17 protein-coding genes are annotated in these 19,447 nt (G+C 70.4%); 7 read left to right on the top strand and 10 right to left on the bottom strand.

The annotated features are described in order from the left end of the window. Nucleotides 1–6: 6 nt before the first annotated feature. From NO889_RS03940 to NO889_RS03965, 6 genes are all read right to left on the bottom strand, one after another. Entirely contained in the window at nt 7–441 is a 435-nt protein-coding gene (locus NO889_RS03940) for a DUF7993 family protein (protein WP_256410948.1), read from the bottom strand. Further along, entirely contained in the window at nt 441–893 is a 453-nt protein-coding gene (locus NO889_RS03945) for a DUF2240 family protein (protein WP_256410949.1), read from the bottom strand. The genes NO889_RS03940 and NO889_RS03945 overlap by 1 nt, the downstream gene beginning before the upstream one ends. Before the next feature lie 70 nt (nt 894–963). Next, a complete protein-coding gene (locus tag NO889_RS03950) occupies nt 964–1,686 on the bottom strand; it encodes a LysR family transcriptional regulator (protein ID WP_256410950.1) in 723 nt (240 codons plus the stop codon). 94 nt (nt 1,687–1,780) lie between these two features. After that, nucleotides 1,781–2,545: an amino acid ABC transporter ATP-binding protein gene (locus NO889_RS03955; protein ID WP_256410951.1), complete on the bottom strand. Its 765-nt coding sequence runs from the start codon at nt 2,543–2,545 to the stop codon at nt 1,781–1,783. Then, the gene (locus NO889_RS03960; RefSeq protein ID WP_379786987.1) at nt 2,545–3,231 is read right to left on the bottom strand and encodes an ABC transporter permease; all 687 of its coding nucleotides are present in this window, start codon (nt 3,229–3,231) and stop codon (nt 2,545–2,547) included. The genes NO889_RS03955 and NO889_RS03960 overlap by 1 nt, the downstream gene beginning before the upstream one ends. Before the next feature lie 74 nt (nt 3,232–3,305). Further along, nucleotides 3,306–4,241, bottom strand: a complete 936-nt coding sequence (locus tag NO889_RS03965) for an ABC transporter substrate-binding protein (protein WP_256410952.1) — start codon at nt 4,239–4,241, stop codon at nt 3,306–3,308. Between the two features lie 430 nt (nt 4,242–4,671). Between NO889_RS03965 and NO889_RS03970 the strand changes: the two genes are divergently transcribed. Beyond that, complete coding sequence (locus NO889_RS03970) at nt 4,672–5,658, top strand: NOG1 family protein (RefSeq protein ID WP_256410953.1); 987 nt, start codon at nt 4,672–4,674, stop codon at nt 5,656–5,658. 33 nt (nt 5,659–5,691) lie between these two features. Here NO889_RS03970 and NO889_RS03975 read toward each other — a convergent pair whose 3' ends face one another. Then, nucleotides 5,692–7,881 (bottom strand): formate/nitrite transporter family protein, encoded by a 2,190-nt coding sequence (locus NO889_RS03975; protein WP_256411000.1) that lies wholly within the window; start codon nt 7,879–7,881, stop codon nt 5,692–5,694. A 273-nt stretch (nt 7,882–8,154) separates the two neighbouring features. Between NO889_RS03975 and NO889_RS03980 the strand changes: the two genes are divergently transcribed. Beyond that, on the top strand, nt 8,155–8,406 hold the full coding sequence (locus NO889_RS03980; RefSeq protein WP_256410954.1) for a DUF8006 family protein: 252 nt from the start codon (nt 8,155–8,157) through the stop codon (nt 8,404–8,406). Between the two features lie 165 nt (nt 8,407–8,571). Further along, nucleotides 8,572–9,453, top strand: a complete 882-nt coding sequence (locus tag NO889_RS03985; RefSeq protein ID WP_256410955.1) for a homoserine kinase — start codon at nt 8,572–8,574, stop codon at nt 9,451–9,453. 5 nt (nt 9,454–9,458) lie between these two features. On the opposite strand, the gene NO889_RS03990 is transcribed toward NO889_RS03985, so the two are convergent. Beyond that, the gene (locus NO889_RS03990; RefSeq protein WP_256410956.1) at nt 9,459–10,718 is read right to left on the bottom strand and encodes an arginine deiminase family protein; all 1,260 of its coding nucleotides are present in this window, start codon (nt 10,716–10,718) and stop codon (nt 9,459–9,461) included. A 149-nt stretch (nt 10,719–10,867) separates the two neighbouring features. Here NO889_RS03990 and NO889_RS03995 point away from each other — a divergent pair, with 149 nt between their 5' ends. Beyond that, the gene (locus NO889_RS03995) at nt 10,868–11,551 is read left to right on the top strand and encodes a hypothetical protein (protein ID WP_256410957.1); all 684 of its coding nucleotides are present in this window, start codon (nt 10,868–10,870) and stop codon (nt 11,549–11,551) included. 575 nt (nt 11,552–12,126) lie between these two features. Here NO889_RS03995 and pdxS read toward each other — a convergent pair. Next, complete coding sequence (gene pdxS, locus NO889_RS04000) at nt 12,127–13,035, bottom strand: pyridoxal 5'-phosphate synthase lyase subunit PdxS (protein ID WP_256410958.1); 909 nt, start codon at nt 13,033–13,035, stop codon at nt 12,127–12,129. A gap of 169 nt (nt 13,036–13,204) precedes the next feature. Here pdxS and mobA point away from each other — a divergent pair, with 169 nt between their 5' ends. Next, nucleotides 13,205–13,882: a molybdenum cofactor guanylyltransferase gene (mobA, locus tag NO889_RS04005; RefSeq protein WP_256410959.1), complete on the top strand. Its 678-nt coding sequence runs from the start codon at nt 13,205–13,207 to the stop codon at nt 13,880–13,882. A gap of 28 nt (nt 13,883–13,910) precedes the next feature. On the opposite strand, the gene NO889_RS04010 is transcribed toward mobA, so the two are convergent. After that, the gene (locus NO889_RS04010) at nt 13,911–14,501 is read right to left on the bottom strand and encodes a J domain-containing protein (protein ID WP_256410960.1); all 591 of its coding nucleotides are present in this window, start codon (nt 14,499–14,501) and stop codon (nt 13,911–13,913) included. Nucleotides 14,502–14,681: 180 nt separating this feature from the next. On the opposite strand from NO889_RS04010, the gene mutS reads away from it, so the two are divergent. Beyond that, nucleotides 14,682–17,651, top strand: coding sequence for a DNA mismatch repair protein MutS (gene mutS / locus NO889_RS04015; RefSeq protein WP_256410961.1), 2,970 nt, complete (start codon nt 14,682–14,684; stop codon nt 17,649–17,651). Continuing rightward, nucleotides 17,641–19,410 (top strand): DNA mismatch repair endonuclease MutL, encoded by a 1,770-nt coding sequence (gene mutL / locus NO889_RS04020; protein WP_256410962.1) that lies wholly within the window; start codon nt 17,641–17,643, stop codon nt 19,408–19,410. Before mutS ends, mutL begins: the two co-directional genes overlap by 11 nt. Nucleotides 19,411–19,447: the final 37 nt, after the last annotated feature.

A 19,447-nucleotide genomic window follows, 5' to 3' on the forward strand; every position in this document is an offset into this window, starting at 1 on the left:
TCGACCTCACTCCGAGCCGCTTCCGGCGACCGCCTCCAGCGCCGGCAACACCCGTTTCACGTCCGCGCCGTCCTCGAGGAACACCAGCGTCCGCGGCGGTCGAACCGCCTTCGGCCTGACGCGCAGCCCCGCCTCGCCGGCGGCGTCGGCGACTCTCTCCGGCGCGCGGCGGAACTCGACCCTGGCGCGGTCCGGCTGGACGTACACGTCCGCGACGGCGGCTCCCTCGATCGATCCGCCGTCGTTGTCGTCGCGGTCGTTCTGGTCTCCCTCGCCGACGGTCTCCACCAGCCGGAACGCCAGCGCCCCGTCGGCGGTCGGCTCGGCGTCGGGGTCGGCGTCGGTCACGTCGAGGTCGCGGAGGCGGCCGCGGTCGCCGGTCACCTCGGAGGCGAAGAGCTGGGCGATCCGGACCCCGTCGGTCAGGCGGTCCTCGACCATCACTCGCCCCCCGAGAGCTCCGCGCGGACGTCCTCGACGAGGTGGTCGACGCGCGCCCCCCGCTCCTTCGCGTAGAGGACGGCGGCCGCCTCGATCGTCACCGCGAGCGCGCGCTGGCGCTCGTTGATCCCGGCGACCGCCCGCTGTTTCTCGACGCCCGCCGAGACGACCGCGTCGAGGGCGGTCTCGAAGGTGGACTGCTCGCGCAACACGTCCTCGTCGGGCCGGAAGTCCTCCGGGACGGCGACCTCGTCGGGGTCGAAGCGCGCGACCAGCTCGCCGTCCTCCTCGTCGACGAGGCCGCGCCCCACGGCCACGTCGACGAGCCGCTTCGCCTGGTCCGGCGAGAACCACTCGCGCTCCAGCGAGAGCGCGACGACGAACTCGCCCTCGCCCAGCCGCTCCGTGGCGTGTCGCTTGAACGGGGCGGCGACGGTGGCTTCGAGGCTCATGTCCCACCCGCGGCCGGCGACCGGCGTAAACGTACCGGGTCGCCTCGTCGGTTTGCGCGGCGGCGTCGACTCATTCGTCGTCGCCCCGCTCGTCGCCGTCGACGTCCGCAACCAGCCGCGTCGCGGTCGCCTTCCAGGCGATCCACACGTCCCGTTCCGGCCGGATCCCGAGCCGCTCGGCGCTCCCGTCGGTGACGAGCGCCCGGACCGTCGCGTCGTCGACGCGGACCCGGACGGCGTGGACCGTCTCGCCGCGGTCGACGCCCTCGATCCGTCCGTGCCGCCGGTTCCGCTCGCTCGTCGCGGTCGGTTCGCCGTCGTCCTCGGCCGTTCGAACCGTCACGGCGTCCGCGCCGATCCGCACCTGGACGCGGTCGTCGACGCCGAGTCCGTCGTGGAGACCCCACACCGTGCCGATCGGCGTCTCCACCGCGGCCAACTCGCCGTCGACCGCCTCGACCGCGCCCGCGAGGACCGTCTCGGGCACGCCCGCGGTCGCCTCGATCGCCGCCGACAGCCGGTCGTAGCGGCCGAGGATCCGGCTCCCGCGGTCGGTCAGCCGGCTCCCGCCGCCGCCGCTTCCGCCCCGGTTGCGCTCCACGAGGTCGCCGAAGGCGGCCTCCAGGGCGTCGATCCGCGAGAGCGCGCGCGCTCGCGAGCGCCCCAGATCGGCGGAGGCCCGCGCGACCGATCCCGTTCGAGCTATCGCGCGGAGCAGGGCCGCGTCGCGACCGTCGAACTCGACGTCGCCCTCGACGAGCGTCGCGCGGCCCCTCCCGGTCGCGTCTCCCATCACACGGGAGTACCCGCGGCCGGCGAGTTAATCCCTCCGGCGGTACGCCGAGGGAGACTCGCCGTTCGAGTCGACACGTCGTTCCCCCCGAGGATCAGTACACCAACTCGCCGTCGATGAACCGTCGGGTCCGCGGGTCCCGCGGGTTCTCGAACACCCGTTCGGTCGGGCCGACCTCCGATATCCCCCCGTCGAGAAGCACCGCGACGCGGTCCGCGACCCGCTCGGCCTGGTGCATGTCGTGGGTCGCGACGACGACGCCGATGTTCCGGTCCCGCGCCTCGGCGATCGCGTCCTCGATGACCGCGGTGTTCCGCGGGTCCAGGTCCGATGTGGGCTCGTCGAGCAGCAGGACGTCCGGCTCGTACGCCAGCGCGCGGGCGAACGAGACGCGCTGCGCCTCGCCGCCCGAGAGCGACGCCGCGTGCTGGCCCGTCTTCTCCGTCAGCCCGACGACCTCGAGCGCCTCGGTGACGGCCTCGTGGGTGCCGTTCGCCCCCACGATCGCCCGCAGTTCGTCGCGGAGCCGCTCGCCCCAGGACCGCCGGACGCGTAACCCGTACTCGACGTTGCGGGCGACCGGCGCGTCGAAGAGGCTCGCCTCCTGGAACACCATCCCGATCTGCCGTCGCAGGGCGAGCCGTTTCGCCTCGTCCACGCCCCACACGTCCGTGCCGTCGAAGGTCACCGTGCCCTCGTCGGGCTCGAGCGAGAGCGCGAGCATCCGGAGCAGCGTCGTCTTTCCGACGCCCGACGGCCCGATGATCGCGACCACCTCCCCGGTCCCGACGTCGATCGCGAGGTCCTCGAACACGCGGTCGTCCCCGTACGACTGGCAGACGTCGGTCGCGCGGAGCATCAGCGCTGTACCCCCTGGTCGCCGAAGCGGACGACCACGGCGTTGACCGCCAACACGAGCGCGACCAGGACCGCCCCGAGCACCATCGCCGTCTCGTACTGGCCCTTGCGGGCCTCGAGCTGGATCGCGGTCGTCAGCGTCCGCGTCTTCGATATCCCGTCCGCGCTCGTGATGTTGCCACCGACGATGAGCACGGAGCCGACCTCGCTGATTGCGCGGCCGAACCCCGCCAGGATCGCCGTCGCGATCCCGTAGCGCGCCTCCTTGAGCACGACCAGCGCGGCGTCGAGGCGCGTCCCGCCGAGGACGCGCGCGGCGTCGCGGACGTCGTCGTCCACGCCGGTGATCGCCGCGAGGCTGATGGCGGTGATCGGCGGCGTCGCGAGCACGAACTGCGACATGATCATCGCCTCCGTGGTGAATATCAGCTCCAGCGACCCGAGCGGTCCCTGGTTGGAGACGGCGAACAACACGATCAGTCCGACGACCACGCTCGGGAACCCCATCCCCGTGTTGATCACCGACTTGACGAGTCCCTTTCCGGGGAAGTCGGTGAAGCCCAGGAAGATGGCCACCGGGACGCTGAACAGCGTGCTCAGGGTGACGGCGATGAGGCTCACGTACAGCGAGACGTAGATGATGCTCGAGACGTACCCCTCCCTGAACGGGAGGTCGACGAGAGCCACCGCCGACTCGGTGAGGACCACCGCCGGCTCGACGAGGGCCGCCGCCGGCTGTACGATCGGTTCGGCTGGCACGCTTACGCGTCGGACGACTCGCTACTCCAGCCTTCCGGAACGTACTGCTGGAAGTCCGAGTCCTCCGAGACGGCCTCGGGGAAGAACAGCTGTTCCCCGTTCATCTGGTACTCCGAGATGGCCTCCTGGGCCTCGGGGCTCGTGATCCACCCGATGTACGCCATCGCGAGGTCGTAGTTGACGTTCTCGTGGACGCCGGGGTTGACCGCCATGATCCCGTAGGGGTTCGAGAGGATCTCCGGGCCGTCTTCGATCGGACCCTGAACCAGAATGACGAGGTCGATCTCCGAGCGCTGGGAGATGAACGTGCCGCGGTCCGAGAGCGTGTACGCGCCCTGCTGGGTGGCGTTGTTCAGCGCCTCGCCCATCCCGGTGCCCGTCTCTTGGTACCAGTCGCCGCCGGGGTCGACGCCCGCCTCCTCCCAGAGGTTGAGCTCCTTCGTGTGCGTCCCGGAGTTGTCGCCGCGCGAGACGAACGTCGCCTCCGCGTCGGCGATGGCGGCGAGCGCCTCCGTCGCCGACCCCGTCCCCTCGATCCCCGCCGGGTCGTCCTCCGGTCCGACGATGACGAAGTCGTTGAACATCAGATCGCGGCGGTTGACCCCGTACCCGTCGCGCATGAACTCGTCCTCGAGCCCGCGGGCGTGGACCATCACCACGTCGGCGTCGCCGTTGCGCGCCGACTCGAGCGCCGCGCCCGTTCCCTGGGCGACCGCGTCGACGGTCACGCCGTACATCTCCTCGAAACTCCCGTGGATCTCGTCGAGCAGCCCGGTGTCGTAGGTGCTCGTCGTCGTGGTCAGCGTGAGCGTCTCGCCCGTCACGCCGGCGGTCGGTTCCTCCTCGCCGCCACCGCCGCCCATCCCCGAACAGCCGGCGAGCCCGGCGAGCGTTCCCGTACCCAGCGCCGTGAGTACCTCACGTCGTTGTATCGGCATGGACACATCGACGACGGCGACACGAAAATAGGTTGTGGTCGCGAACGAAACCGGATCCGGACACGCCGTCTCGGAACCGTCGGGAACGGAACCTCGCGAGATGCGGTTCGGGACGCGCGTGAGACGTGGACGAGCCGGCACTCGACGCCCTCGATCGCCGGCGACGCCCTCGAACACCGTCGACGTCCGCCGAACCGTCGTCGACCGTCGTCGGCAGACAGAAACCGAAACGGGTTACCCGATCGACGGCGCGTCCGGCCGGTTCGACGCGTTCCTCGTGCGCCGCGGAACGGTCGGCGTCGTCGCGGGATCGGTTCCGTCGAGGGCGGCCGACCCTCCGATCCGCGCCGCGGGGGACGATCCGTGTCCCGCGATGTCGTGGAGTCCCGAAACGGACGCGCTTATACGCCTCGGCGGGGAATACCGGGTCATGATATTCGAGGGCCTCCCGACGACCCCCCGTTCGGAGGAACTCGTCGACAAGGCGTTCTCGCGGGCGGCCCGCGCCGGTCGCGCCAAGCGCGGCCACGAGGCCCAGGAGTCGATGCTGCGGACGGCCGGCAACGTGCTCTCGGACAACCTCGAGAACGTGGTCGTCTCCTGGCCCGACTTCGGCTTCGACGTCGACCCGTTCTACTACGAGCTCGCCGACGCCATCGTCGACGTCGACCGCCTCCGGCAGGCGCTCGCGCAGGTGATGTGGGCGAGCCGACAGATCGAGTCGCTGCGCGACGAGTACACGACGAAGATCCGTAACTCCGATGTCGACGCCGCGCGGAAGCACCGGAAGCAGGCGTTCGCCCGCATGGCGGACGTGATGGACCAGATCGAAGACGACCTCCGATACATCGGCGACTCCCGCGACGACCTCCGCGACCTGCCCGACATCCGGCCGGACGAGCCCGCGATCGTCGTCGCCGGCTACCCCAACGTCGGCAAGTCGTCGTTCGTCAACCGGGTCACGCGCGCGTCCAACGAGATCGCGGAGTACCCGTTCACGACCCGCGGCGTTCAGGTCGGCCACTTCGAGCGTGACCGCGTCCGCTACCAGATCGTCGACACGCCGGGGCTCTTGGACCGCCCGGAGGCCGACCGCAACGACATCGAGCGGCAGGCGGTGAGCGCGCTCGAACACCTCGCCGACGTCGTCCTCTTCGTGCTCGACCCCTCCGGCGACTGCGGCTACCCCCTCGACGTACAACTCGAGCTCCGCGAGGAGGTCAGAGCGCTCTTCGACGAGTCGATCCCGATGCTCACCGTCGCGAACAAACACGACCGCTTCGACGCCGTGCGCGCCGAGGCCGTCGACGCGACGATGAGCGTCACCGAAGGGGAGAACGTCGAGCGCGTTCTCGACATGGCCGTCGAGGCTGCCGCCTTCGAGCCGGACCTCCCGACCCGCGACCGCGAGGAGTAGTCGTTTCTCGAGGCGACGCGGCGTCGGCGTCGATCACCGCGCGTCCGGGTCGTCGTTCTCGTCGTCGTCGGGGTCGTCGTTCTCGTCGTCGTCGGGGTCGTCGTTCTCGTCGTCGTCGGGGTCGTCGTTCTCGTCGTCGTCGGGGTCGTCGTTCTCGTCGTCGTCGGGGTCGTCGTGATCCGTTATCACCGCCGGCTCGGGCGGGCGGCCGTCCTCCCCGTCGTCCTCGTCGGCCGCGTCGTGGTCGGTGATGACCGCCGGCTCCGGCGGCTCGTCGTCCTCCCCCCCGCCGGCCACCCCATCCGGGCCGTCGGCCGCCTCGTCGGGAACGGCGGCGGCGTCGGATTCGTCCTCCCCCCTTCTTCGGACGTCCGTCCCGCTCGACTCCTCCGGGTCGCGCTCGACGCTCCCGTTCGGCGGCCCGGCCTCCCGCCGCCCCGAGCCGAACAGTCGATCGCGGAACGAGCGACGGCTCGGGCGTTCCGCGAGCAGCACCGAGCAGTCCACGTCGTGGATCACGTCGAGGTGGAGCGAGTTGGAGACGAGCCGCGAGAGCAGCCCCTTCTCCGTCGCGCCGATGACGACGAGCGTGTGGTCTTTCGCCTCCCGGACGATCGCGGCCTCGACGTCGCCGCCGTCGTCGACGACCCGGTCGGCGTCGTCCACGTCGTTCTCCTCGGCCCACGCCGCGAGGAAGCTCTCGCCCCGCTCGCGGTCCGCCGGACCGTCGACGACGTGTAACAGCGTCACCTCGGAGCCGGCGGTTCGCGAGAGCATGCTCGCCACCTCCGCGCCCAGCCGGGAGTCGGGACCGCCGGAGGTGGGTAACAGGACCCGCGAGGTGTCCAGGTCGGCCTCGTTCAGGATGAGGAAGTCACACGGGAGCTGGTTGGTGAGTTCGTCGATCGGCCGCTCGGCGCGGGCGGCGTTCCACAGCTGGTCCTCGCCCCACCCCATCACCACCGCCTCCGGGCGGGTCCGCCGGGCCATGTTGAACACCTCCTCGAAGGAGCGGTGGGTGACGACCGTCGACGTGGAGACGTCGACGTCGTACCCCTCCGCGGTCTCGCGTAACCCCGCCATCCCCTCCTCGGAGACGTCGGCGATCCGGCCCGCCCCTGCCGACAGCGACATGCGCTCGGGTGCCTGGACGACGTGGACGATGTGGACGATCCCGTCCTCGTGGTCGCTCGCGATCCGGCTCGCGAGCTCGACTATCGGCCCGTCCGTTCGCGGGTTCGAGATCGGGACCATGATCCGGTGGCCCTCGCTCGCGAACAGCGTCGCCTCCGTGGCGTCGAGGATGGGGACGTACGACCGTCCCGCGGCCCGGCCGAGCAGCCACTCCGGCACGGTGAGACGACGGTTCATCCCCTCGAAACGAGCCTCCTCGAGCCGCTCCTCGCTGGTCTGGAAGTAGTTCACCAGCGTGACGAGCACCACGCCCCCGATCGTGTTGCCGAGGAGCACCGGGAGCACGAACCCGAACAGCCCGTCGTACAGGGTTGTCCCGCCGCCGTAGAGCCCTATCGAGCCGACGAAGAGCAGATACAACACCTCGGTGAAGGAGACGACGACGTGGTAGAGATTTCCGAGCGGGATCGCGAGGAACGCGAGGTAGACGACGAGCAGCCGGGTGACGGAGTTCGTGGAGGCGAACCCGACCCAGACCACGCCGGCGACGATCAGTCCCGCCACGGCGGCTTTGAAGAAGAGCGGCCAGAAGCCGACGTCGAACCCGCTACTGGAGACGTAGAGGGCCGCGTCGACGCTGTCGCCGGAGAAGACGCCGCCGTACGAGAGAACGAGCGCGCCGACCGCGCCGCCGGTGAAGTTGCCCGCGAGCACGGTCCCCCAGTGGCGAAGCAGCGTCGGGACGCTGGCGAGCCGCTCGAGCGTCAGCGCCACCGGCGGCAGCGTGTTCTCCGTGTACAGCTGGTAGCCGCCGATGATGATGTAGATGAACCCCAGCGGGTACAACGCGACGCTCAGGATCGGATGGCCGTCGGTCGCGGCGGTCAGCGAGACGTACAACAGGAAGGTGATCGTGATCGCCAACCCGGCGGCGACGCCGCTGAAGAACAGCTCGCGTCGCCCCGAGGTCACCTCCTCGTCGGCCGCGGCGACGATCCGCTGGAACACCTCGTCCGAGGAGAACCGGTCCCGAACCGCCTCGCCGACGGCGGGTGCGCCGCTGCGCGACCGCTCGACCACCTCCCGCATCGAATCGTCGTCCGAACCCGTGGGGTCTGTCACTGCCATACACAGGGCGATGCGTATAAAAAGTAGTTGCTCTTCCCGCCGGTCGTCTCGGTCGCCGTCGCGCACGGTCGATCGAAACCGCCGGGCGGGGCACCGCTGCTGACCGGACGCCCCGCAGAACGCGACCCGTGGAATCGTCCCCGCGATCCCGATGCCGACCACGACCGCCGGCGGGGCCGCCGCGCCCGTAGAAACGGAACTTTAATGCGAGAATCGCTCCCATCTCCCGATGAGATGCTCTCGCCGCTGTTCATCGACACGTTCCTGCTCGATTATCACCTCGGGCACGTCCTGTTGCTCGCGTTCGTGGCCTCGCTGCTCGGCGTGCTCCCGCTGAAGTCACAGAAGGTGATCGCCGCGGTGCTCGTCACCTTCGGGCTGATATTCTCGATGTCCCCGTACACGACCATGCCGGCGACGTACATCCTTCTCGGGATCGGGTTGGTGATAGTCGGGCCGCTCCTGTGGACGACCGCCGACTCCTGATCGTTCCCGTCCTTCGATCCGCTCCTCTCGTCCCCGTTCTCTCCGCCCCGGCGTTCCCGTTCTCGTCCCCGTTTTCCGTCCGCTACGTTCGCGTCCGTCCCCTCCCGCGTTCTCGCGTCGGTCGCGATCCCGCTCCTTTTTGACGCCCCGGAGCAACGCCTCCGCATGGTAACGGTACGGGCACCCGCGACCAGCGCGAACCTCGGGAGCGGCTTCGACGTCTTCGGGGCGGCGCTCTCGCGGCCCGCCGACGTCGTCACGGTCGAGCGGGCCGACCGGACCACCATCGAGGTGACCGGCGTCGGAGCCCAATACATCCCGGAGGATCCCGAGGGCAACACCGTCGGGGCGGTCGTCGAGGCGCTCGACGCGCCCGCACACATCCACATCGACAAGGGCGTCCGCCCGGCGTCCGGGCTCGGTTCCTCGGCGGCCAGCGCCGCCGGGGCCGCGGTCGCGCTCAACCGCCTCTACGATCGGGGGTACTCCCGCGAGGAGCTCGTCCCCATCGCGGCCGAGGGCGAGGCGGTCGTCTCCGGCGTCGCCCACTCCGACAACGTCGCCCCCTCGCTTCTCGGCGGGTTCACGATATCGACGACCGACGGGACCAACAGCGTCGACGCGCGCGTCCCGCTCGTGGTGTGTCTCCCCGACGTGGCGGTCTCGACGCGGGACGCCCGCCGGGTCGTCCCCGAGACCGCCTCCATGGAGGACCTCGTCGAGACGGTCGGCAACGCTGCCACGCTCGCGGTCGGGATGTGCCGCTCGGACCCGGCGCTCGTCGGCGCGGGGATGAGCGACCCGGTCGTCACCCCGGAGCGCGCCCGGCTCATCACGGGGTACGACGCGGTCCACGACGCCGCGCTCGAGGCCGGCGCGACCGGCGTCACGGTGAGCGGGGCCGGCCCCGCGCTCGTCGCCGCCTGCCGCGAGGGGGACCGGCAGGCGATCGCGGCCGCCATGCTCGACGCCTTCGCCGACGCCGACATCGACGCCCGCGCCTACCAGACCCGGATCGGCAAGGGCGCGACGATCATCGAGGAGTAGGGGGGCTACGCCCGCCGGATCGGCGAGGTCATACAGTGGATCCCGCCGCCACCGTTCGTGAGGTGGTGCGGGTCGAGCCCCTCGCCGTCCGGCAACACCTCGACGCCCTCGCGTTTCAACCGCTCGATGGTGCGGTTCTCCTCCGGATCGTACTCGCCGTCGTCGGTCTCGTAGATGGGGAGGACGACCCCGTCCGCGACCGTGAGGAAGTTCGTCGCCCACCGCTCCGGGTACGGCGCGTCTATCACCTCGTAGCCGTGGCGGGCGAGGAGCTCGGCGACCGTCTCCTCGCCCCGGCGCTCGTACGTCTCTCCGACTCGCTCGAACACCTCGACGGTCGCCGCCTCGATCAGCGGCTCGCGCGCGACCGCCAGCCCCTCGGCGGCGACGTTGAGCCAGCCGTCGAGGTGGAGCAGCCGCGAGGAGGTGCCGTGTTCGGCGGCGAGCCGCTCGTCCGCCGACAGCGGCGGCCGGACCAGTCCGACCTCGTCGTAGCCGACCGCGCCCGCCTCGAGGAGTTCCCGCCCGCCGTCGTAGGTGGTCCGGAAGACGGTCTCCTCGCCCTCTTCGAGCGCCGAGACGCCCACGAGCGCGAACTCGCCGAGCGGGAGGAAGTCGCCGCCTTCGAGGGTCTCGCTCGCGCTCGTCCGGTGGGCGATCTCCGCCCCGCGGGCGTGCCATGCCGCCTCGATTAGAGACTGCTCCCGCCGCCGCGTCGCGGTCCCGAGCCGCGGCAGGATCGGTCCGCGGTCGCCGACGAGCTGGCAGTCGCGCTGGAAGTAGAGGTTCGTGATCGCTCGCTCGACGCGGACGCTCGTGTCGAGGGTCCCCGAATCGAGCGATCCCGGATCGGGATCGTCGTCGTCGCCGTCACCGGGATCGATGTCGGCGGTCCGCCCGACCGTCGGCCCCAGCAGGACGGTCTGGAGCCGCTCGTAGACCGTCGCGTCGGCGAGGTTCCCGGCGAGGTCCGCCCGCGTCGGCGGCGAGGTGCCGTCCTCGTCGACCCCGATCGCCTCCTCCACGAGCCCGTCGAGGACGCCGCCGTCGGCGAGGTCTTCGTGAATGTGACGGACCTCGACGCCGGCGTCCTCCAGCACCTCGACCATCCGCCGGTGTTCGCGTTTCGCCTCGCGCACCGAGAAGGGGCGCGCGAAGTGGTTCGGACCGGGGTCCATCGCGCCGATCGCCGCCTCGATCCCCGGCTCGTGGACCCGTACCGTCCGCAGCGTGTCGTACTCGGCCTTGACGGTCGGTTTCGGCATGTGACGGTGTCGCGTACCGAACTCGCACGAATAAACGGATCGGGATCGGTCGATCAGTGTATAGCGAACAGATAGCGGAACGAAATTTGATCTATTCAAGTGTTGTCCCGAAACAGACTTAAGTCAGGTTTCAAACCAAAATAAGAGATATGCCCTCTGTTTCTGGAGACATAGAACTTTTCGAAGAAGTACTTCATCAGTTACATCACGACTTCCAAAATCATCCGTTCCACTACGGAAATGAAAATCCGGTTATGCCGGAGCTGTATCGCCAGCTTCGAATACGACTTTCTCCAGAAACTGTCCCCCTGACATATCGTCAAGATCATAGCAATATGGATGACTGGAGAAATCGGGAAATGTTCGAACGGTTAGAACAGGAGAACCAGGAAATCCCGCGTGTCCGTCCAGAGGTAAGATTCTATGACGACGAGATCTGGGGTGGAACGAAGACTGATTTTGATCTCGTTGTGTTTCCTGAGAAAGACGAAGTTGTGATGCAGGGTAAAAAGGAAGGGATTGGGAATTTTGTCGATATTCAGAGAACACAACTGTCGGTACTTTGTGAGATCAAGCATTCGATGAATATGAGTGGACAGTTCCGAAGCGGTGGCGAAAAAGACATTCAAGCACTCGCTGAATATCCCGGTGATGTCGGTAGACGATATTTCTTGTTCTTGGATTGGTGGCCCCAAGACGGATACGGAAAAGTCACTTTTGAGAAAGATATACGGCAATTAAAAGAGAGGATCGGCGATGTCTCTTCTCGTGTTGATGTCGCATACCTTCCGCGTACAGGCGATCTTAAGTTTGTACGGGGAATATGCCAGTGATTTTTGATGAACAAATCCTGTTTGATGTACGCCCGGCTCTAACAGTTGATTCACTAAATCACGAATTGGGCTATGTTGAAATCTCATCTCTCAGGCAAATTTCAGATGAAACCGTCGTTTACTGACGATCACTAGTAGTACGATCATCTCGAATGAACTCGGATCGTTGCTGGCGCGGTGAACATGTCCAAAGCCCCAGCCGCGAGGACTCGGGGGCCTCGTTGCGCTCCTCGTCACTCGCGTTGCTCGCTCCTGCGGTGCTTACTTCGGCCACCGTCGCCCTCGCAGCTGCCCCTTTGAATCCCTCCCGGCCCGCACAGCACCGCACCTCACGCCTCCCCAGCCTCGCTGCTCACTGCTCGCGGTTTCACCGCTCGCTGCCGAGGTGCTCACTTCGTTCGCACCTCGCACCGTTCGCAGCGTCCCTCGCGGTCTGCTCGCGCCCTCTTGGGCGCTCGCAGGCGCGCCACCACAACTCGGTCATTGACTCGCTATCTTGTTCGTAAAAACACGAAGTGAAACCCCTCTAAGAATAGTTCTACGGCACTTCTCGCGTACGGCGCCCGCCTCCCGATCTAGACGCCGCGGCCCTGGAGCTTCTCCTCCTCGGGCAGCGACTCGTTCGACTGCCCCTTCATCCCCTTGCCGATCCCGGTCGCGATCCGGGCGAGCTCGTCCGGGTCGTCCCAGTTGTTGACGGCCTCGACGATGGCGGTGCCCATCGCCTCGGGGTCCTCCGCGCCGAAGATCCCGGAGCCGACGAAGATGCCGTCACAGCCGTGATACATCATGAGCGCGGCGTCCGCGGGCGTCGCGATCCCGCCCGCCGCGAAGTTGACGACCGGGAGCCGGCCGAGGTCGGCGGTCTCGTGGACCAACTCGCGGGGCGCGCCGTGCTCGCGGGCCCACTTCTCGCGCTCCTCGTGGTTGAGCCCCGTGAGCGTTCGGATCTGGTTTTTGATGGTGCGCTGGTGTTTGACGGCCTGGTTGACGTCGCCGGTGCCGGCCTCGCCCTTCGTCCGGATCATGGCCGCGCCCTCGCGGATCCGGCGAAGCGCCTCGGGGAGGTTCCGCGCGCCGCAGACGAACGGCGAGGTGAAGTCGCGCTTGTCGGTGTGGTACTCGTCGTCCGCGGGGGTGAGCACCTCCGACTCGTCGATCATGTCGACGCCGAGCGATTCGAGGATCTCCGCCTCCTTGCGGTGACCGATCCGCGACTTCCCCATCACCGGGATGGAGACTTCGTCGATGATCTCGGTGACGTTCGCGGGGTCGGGCATCCGGGCGACGCCGCCGCGCTTCCGGATGTCGGCGGGGACGGCCTCGAGCGCCATCACCGCGACCGCGCCGGTGTCCTCCGCGATCCGCGCCTGCTCGCGGGTGACGACGTCCATGATGACGCCGCCCTTCTGCATCCGCGCGAAGCCGCGCTTGACGAGTTCAGTTCCCCGCTTCAGATCCTCCAGATCGGTCGCCTCGGGCATGTTCGAAGGTACGGCCGCGGGCCACTTAACGGGTCGCTTTCGGCGGGCTGACGCCCGCCGCCGCGTCGTTCCGCCCTCGACTCGATCGCCGCCTTCGGACGCCGGGTTCGACCCTCCAACGGCTCCACCGACCGCAAACACGAAGGGCGTCGGTCGCGAGGAGTCTCGCATGCCGACCGGTGCCATCATCGCGGGCGGGCGGTCGACGCGCTTCGGCGACGCCGACAAGTCGGTCGCCGAGCTCGCGGGGGTTCCGATGATCCGCCGGGTCGCGGACCGGCTCGCGGGCGCGGACGCCCCGGTCCCGCCGGGCGCGGCGCGGGCCAGCGGCGGCGACCCGGTCGTCGACGACCTCGTGGTGAACTGTCGGCCGGACCAACGCGAGGCCATCGCCGAGGCCCTGGAGGAGTATCCGCTTCCGATCCGGTGGGCGCTCGACGACGAGCCGGACCGCGGACCGCTCGCGGGGATCCGCAACGCGTGCCGGGCCGCCGCCGGCGAGTACGCGCTCGTCGTCGCCTGCGACGTCCCGTTCGTCGACCCCTCGTTCGCGGAGACGCTCCTTTCGGACGCGGTCGACGCCGACGCCGACGCCGCGATCCCGCGGCTCGAGGACCGGTGGTTCCAGACGACGCAGGCGGTCTACCGCGCCGACGCGACGGCGGCCGCCTGCGACCGCGCGCTCGACCGCGGCGACGGGAAGATCCTCGCCGCGGTCGAGGAGCTGTCGGTGGTCCGAATCGAGGACGCGGCCATCCGCGAGCGGACGACGGAGCACACCTTCACGAACGTCAACACGCGCGAGGAGTTCGAGGCGGCGGAGGCGCGCCTCGCCGAGCACGTCTGAATCAACGAGTCAGAATCAGCGAGCAGAATCAGTCCGTCAGGACCTCGTAGGCGCGGTTCAACTCCTTGAACGCCTCCTCGTCTCCCTCCGCCGCGTCGGGGTGGAGCCGCTTCGCGCGCTCGCGGTAGGTCGACCGGACGGTCTCGCCGTCGGCGCTCGGATCGAGGTCCAGCGTCGCGTACGCCTCCCGCTCCGACATCCCGCGCGGCGAGGGCGCTCGATCGCGGGGGTCGCGGGAGCCGCGGCCGTCGCGAGGGCCGGCTCCGAACCCTCCGCGAGACGCGCCCGTTCCGGCGCGACCGGCGCGTTCGCCGGCCGTCGATCGACCGGACCCCGCCGCGCCGGTTCCGGCGCTTCGATACGCGTCGCGGCGGTTCTCCGCGGCGCGGGCGCGCTGTCTGGCGCGCTCACGCTCCGTCGGTCCGATCCGGTCGGCCTCGCGGCGCACCCGCTCTCGGAGCCGGCCGCTGGCGTGGAACCACATGAGGTACGCCGCGGCCCCGAAGGGGATGGCGACGGCCAACAGCACGGGATTGACGACGACGCCGGCGACGACGAGAAGCGCCGTCAGCCCGACGAACGTCGCCGCCATCCCCACGAGGATCGTTCGGTTCGCCACGTCGGATCGTTGGGAGTTCCAGAACCGTAAGAGTCTCGGGGGCGACGATGACGACGCTGCCGGCGACGGACCGGGATCGGCGGCCCGCCGGTCCGGGTCGGTTCCGGGTGCTCGGCGAACGTCGAGTCGGAGCGCTCGCTGAGCGTGTCGTTTATACTCGCGGGCGACCCGCTTGCGGGTATGTCAACGGCGGACCGGGAGACGGTCACGGGGATACCCCCCGGGATCGCGGCGGCCCGCGAGGAGCTCACGCCGATGCTCTCACAGTACGCGGAGCTGTGTGCGGACCACGAGGACGCCCTCGTCCTCTTCCAAGTCGGCGACTTCTACGAGGCGTTCTGCGAGGCCGCCGAGGCGGTCGCGCGCGTGTGCGAGGTGACGCTCACCGAGCGCTCGGACTCGACCGGCGACTACCCGATGGCCGGGATCCCGATCGACAACGCCGCCTCCTACCTCGAATCGCTGCTCGACGCGGGCTACCGGGTCGCGGTCGGCGACCAGGTCGAGGACGCCGAGGCGGCCTCCGGGCTCGTCGACCGCGCCGTGACCGAGGTGATAACGCCGGGGACCGTCGTCGAGGACGACCTGCTCGAGTCGGGGACGACCAACTACGTCGCCGCGGTGACGCACGAGTCGGAGGCGCCGGCCGACGTCGATCCGGGACCGGGGCCGACCCTCGGACTCGCCGCCGTCGACGTCGCCACCGGCGAGTGTCTCGTCACCGCCGGCGAGCCGGGAACGGTCGCCGAGGAGCTCGATCGGATCGCCCCCGCGGAGGTGATCGTCGGGCCGGGGCTGGCCGGCGGCGACGCGACGTGTGACGGCCCCGAACGCGGTTCGACGGAGTCCGAACCCGCCCCCGTCGAGTTCGACCCCGCCGCCGGCGACCCGGACCGGACGGTCCACGACCACGACCCCGCCGCCTTCGAGCGCAGCGCAGCGGTCGACCGGCTGGAGTCGTACGTTCCCGTCCCGGAGCGCCGGTTCGACGGCGACGCGGAGCTGCGCGCCGCGGGCGCGGTGTTGGCGTACGCGGAGTACACCCAGGGCGGCGACGGCCCGCTCGCGTACGTCTCGCGGATCCGACGGTACGACCCGCGCGACCGGCTGCGGCTCGACGCGGCGGCCCAGCGCAGCCTCGAGCTCTTCGAGAACCGCGGGATCGGCGCGAGCGACACGCTGTTCGACGCCCTCGACTCGACGAACTGCGCGCTCGGGCGGCGATGTCTCGAACGGTGGCTCCGCCGGCCGCTCGTCGACGCCGCCGAGATCGCCTCGCGCCACGACGCGGTCGGCGAGCTCGCGGACCGGACCCTCGTTCGGGAGGGGATCGCGGACGCGCTCGCGACCGCCTACGACCTCGAGCGGCTCGTCGGCCGGGTCTCACGCGGCCGCGCCGACGCCCGCGACCTCCGGTCGCTGTACGCCACGCTCGCGGTCGTCCCCGAGTTGAAGGCGACGCTGGCTGAGGGAGAGGGCGGACGGCGTTCCGGGGGGGAGGTCTCCGGAGCAGAGGGATCCGGGGCAGGGGGTCCCGAGACCCTCCCCCGAACCGACCACCTTCGCGCCCTCCGCGACCGGCTCGACGAGCTGGAGGAGGTCCGCGAGCTGATCGACGCGGCGATCGCGACCGACCCGCCCCAGGAGATCACGGAGGGCGGCGTGATCCGCGAGGGGTTCGACGACGACCTCGACGCCCTCCGCGCGACGGAGCGCGAGGGCCGCGAGTGGGTCGCGGACCTGGAAGCCAGGGAACGCGAACGCACCGGGATCGACTCGCTGTCGGTCGGGCACAACCAGGTCCACGGCTACTACATCGAGGTGACCGACGCCAACCTCGACCGGGTGCCCGACGACTACCGCCGTCGCCAGACGCTGAAGAACAGCGAGCGCTACTACACCCCGGCGTTGAAGGAGCGCGAGGAGGAGATCGTGGGGGCCGCAGAGCGTGCCGACGCCCTGGAGTACGAGCTGTTCGCCGACGTCCGCGACCGGGTCGCGGCGGAGACCGAGCGGATCCAGGCGCTCGCGGACGCGCTCGCCGAACTGGACGCGTTGGCGTCGCTGGCGGCGGTCGCCGTCGCGCACGACTACGTCCGCCCCGAGGTCGTCGACGACCCCGACGCGGGCATCGAGATCGAGGGGGGCCGTCACCCCGTCGTCGAGCGGACCGAGGACGCGTTCGTCCCGAACGACGCGGACCTCCCGCGCGGGTCGATCGCGGTGATCACGGGGCCGAACATGAGCGGGAAGTCGACGTACATGCGGGCGGTGGCGCTCGCGGTCGTGCTCGCCCAGACCGGCTCGTTCGTCCCCGCGCAGGCCGCCCGGCTTCCGGTCTTCTCCCGCCTCTTCACTCGCGTCGGGGCCTCCGACGACATCGCGGGCGGCCAGTCGACGTTCATGCGCGAGATGAGCGAGCTGACGGAGATCCTCCACGACGCCGGCCCGGACTCGCTCGTCCTCCTCGACGAGGTCGGCCGCGGCACCGCCACCACCGACGGGCGGGCGATCGCCCGCGCGGCCGCGGAGTTCGTCCACGACGAACTGGGGGCGACCGCGCTCTTCGCCACGCACTACCACGACCTCACCGACCTCGCCGCCGAGCGCGAGCGCGCGTTCAACCTCCATTTCACCGCCACCCGCGAGGACGGCGAGGTGACGTTCCTCCACCGGGTCGTCCCCGGCGCGTCCTCGTCGTCGTACGGCGTCGAGGTGGCCGAGCTCGCCGGCGTGCCTGCGGCCGTCGTCGAGCGCTCTCGCGAACTCGTCGCCGAGACCGAGGCGGGAGCCGGCGCGCCCCTCGGTCCGGGGCGGACGGACGACGAGATCGCCCCCGATCGCGGGACGGATCCCGACGCGGAGGACGTCTCGCTCCGCGAGTTCCTCGCCGAGGAGGAGGCCGATGACCTCCCCGCCATCGAACCGGCCGACGACCCCGCCGCTGGCGACGAGGCGGACCCCGACGTCGACGCGGACCCCGTCACCGACGCGGACTCCGGCACCGGTTCGACTGCCGACGCGGCGGGCGACGTTCCGCCCTCGGTCGCCGCGGAGCTGCGCGATCTGGACCTCGCGCGCACGACCCCGATAGAGGCGCTGAACGCCCTTTACGACCTCCAGAACCGACTCGAGGACGATGACGACTGAACGACACCGTGAGGGCGGGGACGGGGGGCGCGAAGGGGGGATCGCCGACCGCGTCCGCCGGCTCGACCCCGCCACCGTCGACCGGATCGCCGCCGGCGAGGTGATCACCCGTCCCGCGCGGGTCGTCGCCGAGCTGGTCGACAACGCGCTCGACGCCGGGGCGACCCGGATCGACGTCGGCGTCGACGGCGACGGCACCGACCGGATCCGGGTGGCCGACGACGGCCGCGGGATGGACCGCGCGGACGCCCGGCTCGCGGTCGAGCGCCACGCGACGAGCAAGCTCGCGCCCGACGCGGACCCGGTCGGCGTCGCCTCGCTCGGGTTCCGCGGGGAGGCGCTCGCGGCCATCGCCGACGCCGCCCGCCTCGAGGTGACGACCAACGACGGCGACGCGGGCGACGTCGCCGGCGGGGTCGGGACGCGGGTCGTCGTCGGCCCGCGGAGCGACGCGGACGCGGACGACGAGCTCGAGGTGAGAGACGCCGGCCGCGCCCGCGGAACGACCGTCGTCGTCCGCGACCTCTTCTCGACGCGGCCCGCCAGACGGGAGTCGCTCGCCGGGGCGCGCGCGGAGTTCGCGCGGATCTCGACGCTCGTCGCCGACTACGCGCTCGCGAACCCGGAGGTCGCGTTCGCGCTCGAACACGACGGGTCGACGACGCTGTCGACGCCCGGAACCGGCGTCACGGACGCGCTGTTCGGCGTCTACGACCGCGAGACGACGAGCCGATCGACCGAGGTGGCCGCGAGCGCCGATGTCGACGTCGCGGACGGGGCCGGAGACGACGGCCGCGAGATCGGCGTTGACGTCGCCGGCGCGCTCGCGTACCCCTCCGTCACCCGCGCCGCGAGCGACCACCTCCGCGTCTCCGTGAACGGCCGACCCGTGCGCGACGACCGGCTCGCGGGCGCGGTCCGGGCGGGGTACGGCCGGCTGCTGCCGGACGGCCGCGAACCCGTGGCCGCCGTCGACGTCGCGGTCCCGCCGGAGCGCGTCGACCCGAACGTCCACCCGGCGAAACGCGAGGTGGGGCTCCGCGACGCCGACGCGGTCGCGGACGCGGTCGAGTCCGTCGTCGCCGACGCGCTCACCGGCGCGGACCTCCGGCGGAAGGCCGACGTCGACACCGACCTCGAGACCGCGCTCGAGCCGGTCGGCGAGGCCGACGGGTCGCGGGCGACGTTCGCCGACGCGGAGCCGATCGGGACGTTCCGCGACCTCTACGGGCTGGTCGAGTCGGGCGACGAGCTGCTCGTGATCGACGCCCACGCCGCCCACGAGCGCGTGAACTACGAGCGGCTCGCCCGCGCGTTCGCTGACGACCCCGTCCCGACAGCCGCCGTCGGCCCGCCGGCGACGCTGTCGCTGTCGGCGGGCGAGGCCGCCGCCGCGGAGGCGCACGCCGACACGCTCGCCGATCTCGGCTTCGAGACTGAACCGTTCGGCGGCGGGACGGTCCGGGTGCGGAGCGTCCCCGCGCCGTTCGGTCGGACCGCCGACCCGGAGGCGCTACGCGACGCGCTCGCGGCGCTCTCCGATGGCGAGTCCCCGCGCGACGCTCGCGAACGACTCCTGGCCGACCTGGCGTGTCACCCGTCGCTGAAGCGGGGCGACGCGATCGACCGGTCGGCGATCCGCGCGCTGCTCGACCGGCTCGGGGAGTGTGAGCGGCCGTTCGCGTGCCCGCACGGTCGCCCGACGGTGCTCTCGGTGGCGGAGGCGACGTTCGCCGCCGGCTTCGAGCGGGAGCGGTAGCCGGAACCGTTTTGACTCGTTCCCCCCTCCGTCGGTC

Source organism: Halorubrum rubrum (assembly GCF_024494685.1).
Taxonomy (GTDB): Archaea; Halobacteriota; Halobacteria; order Halobacteriales; family Haloferacaceae; genus Halorubrum; species Halorubrum rubrum.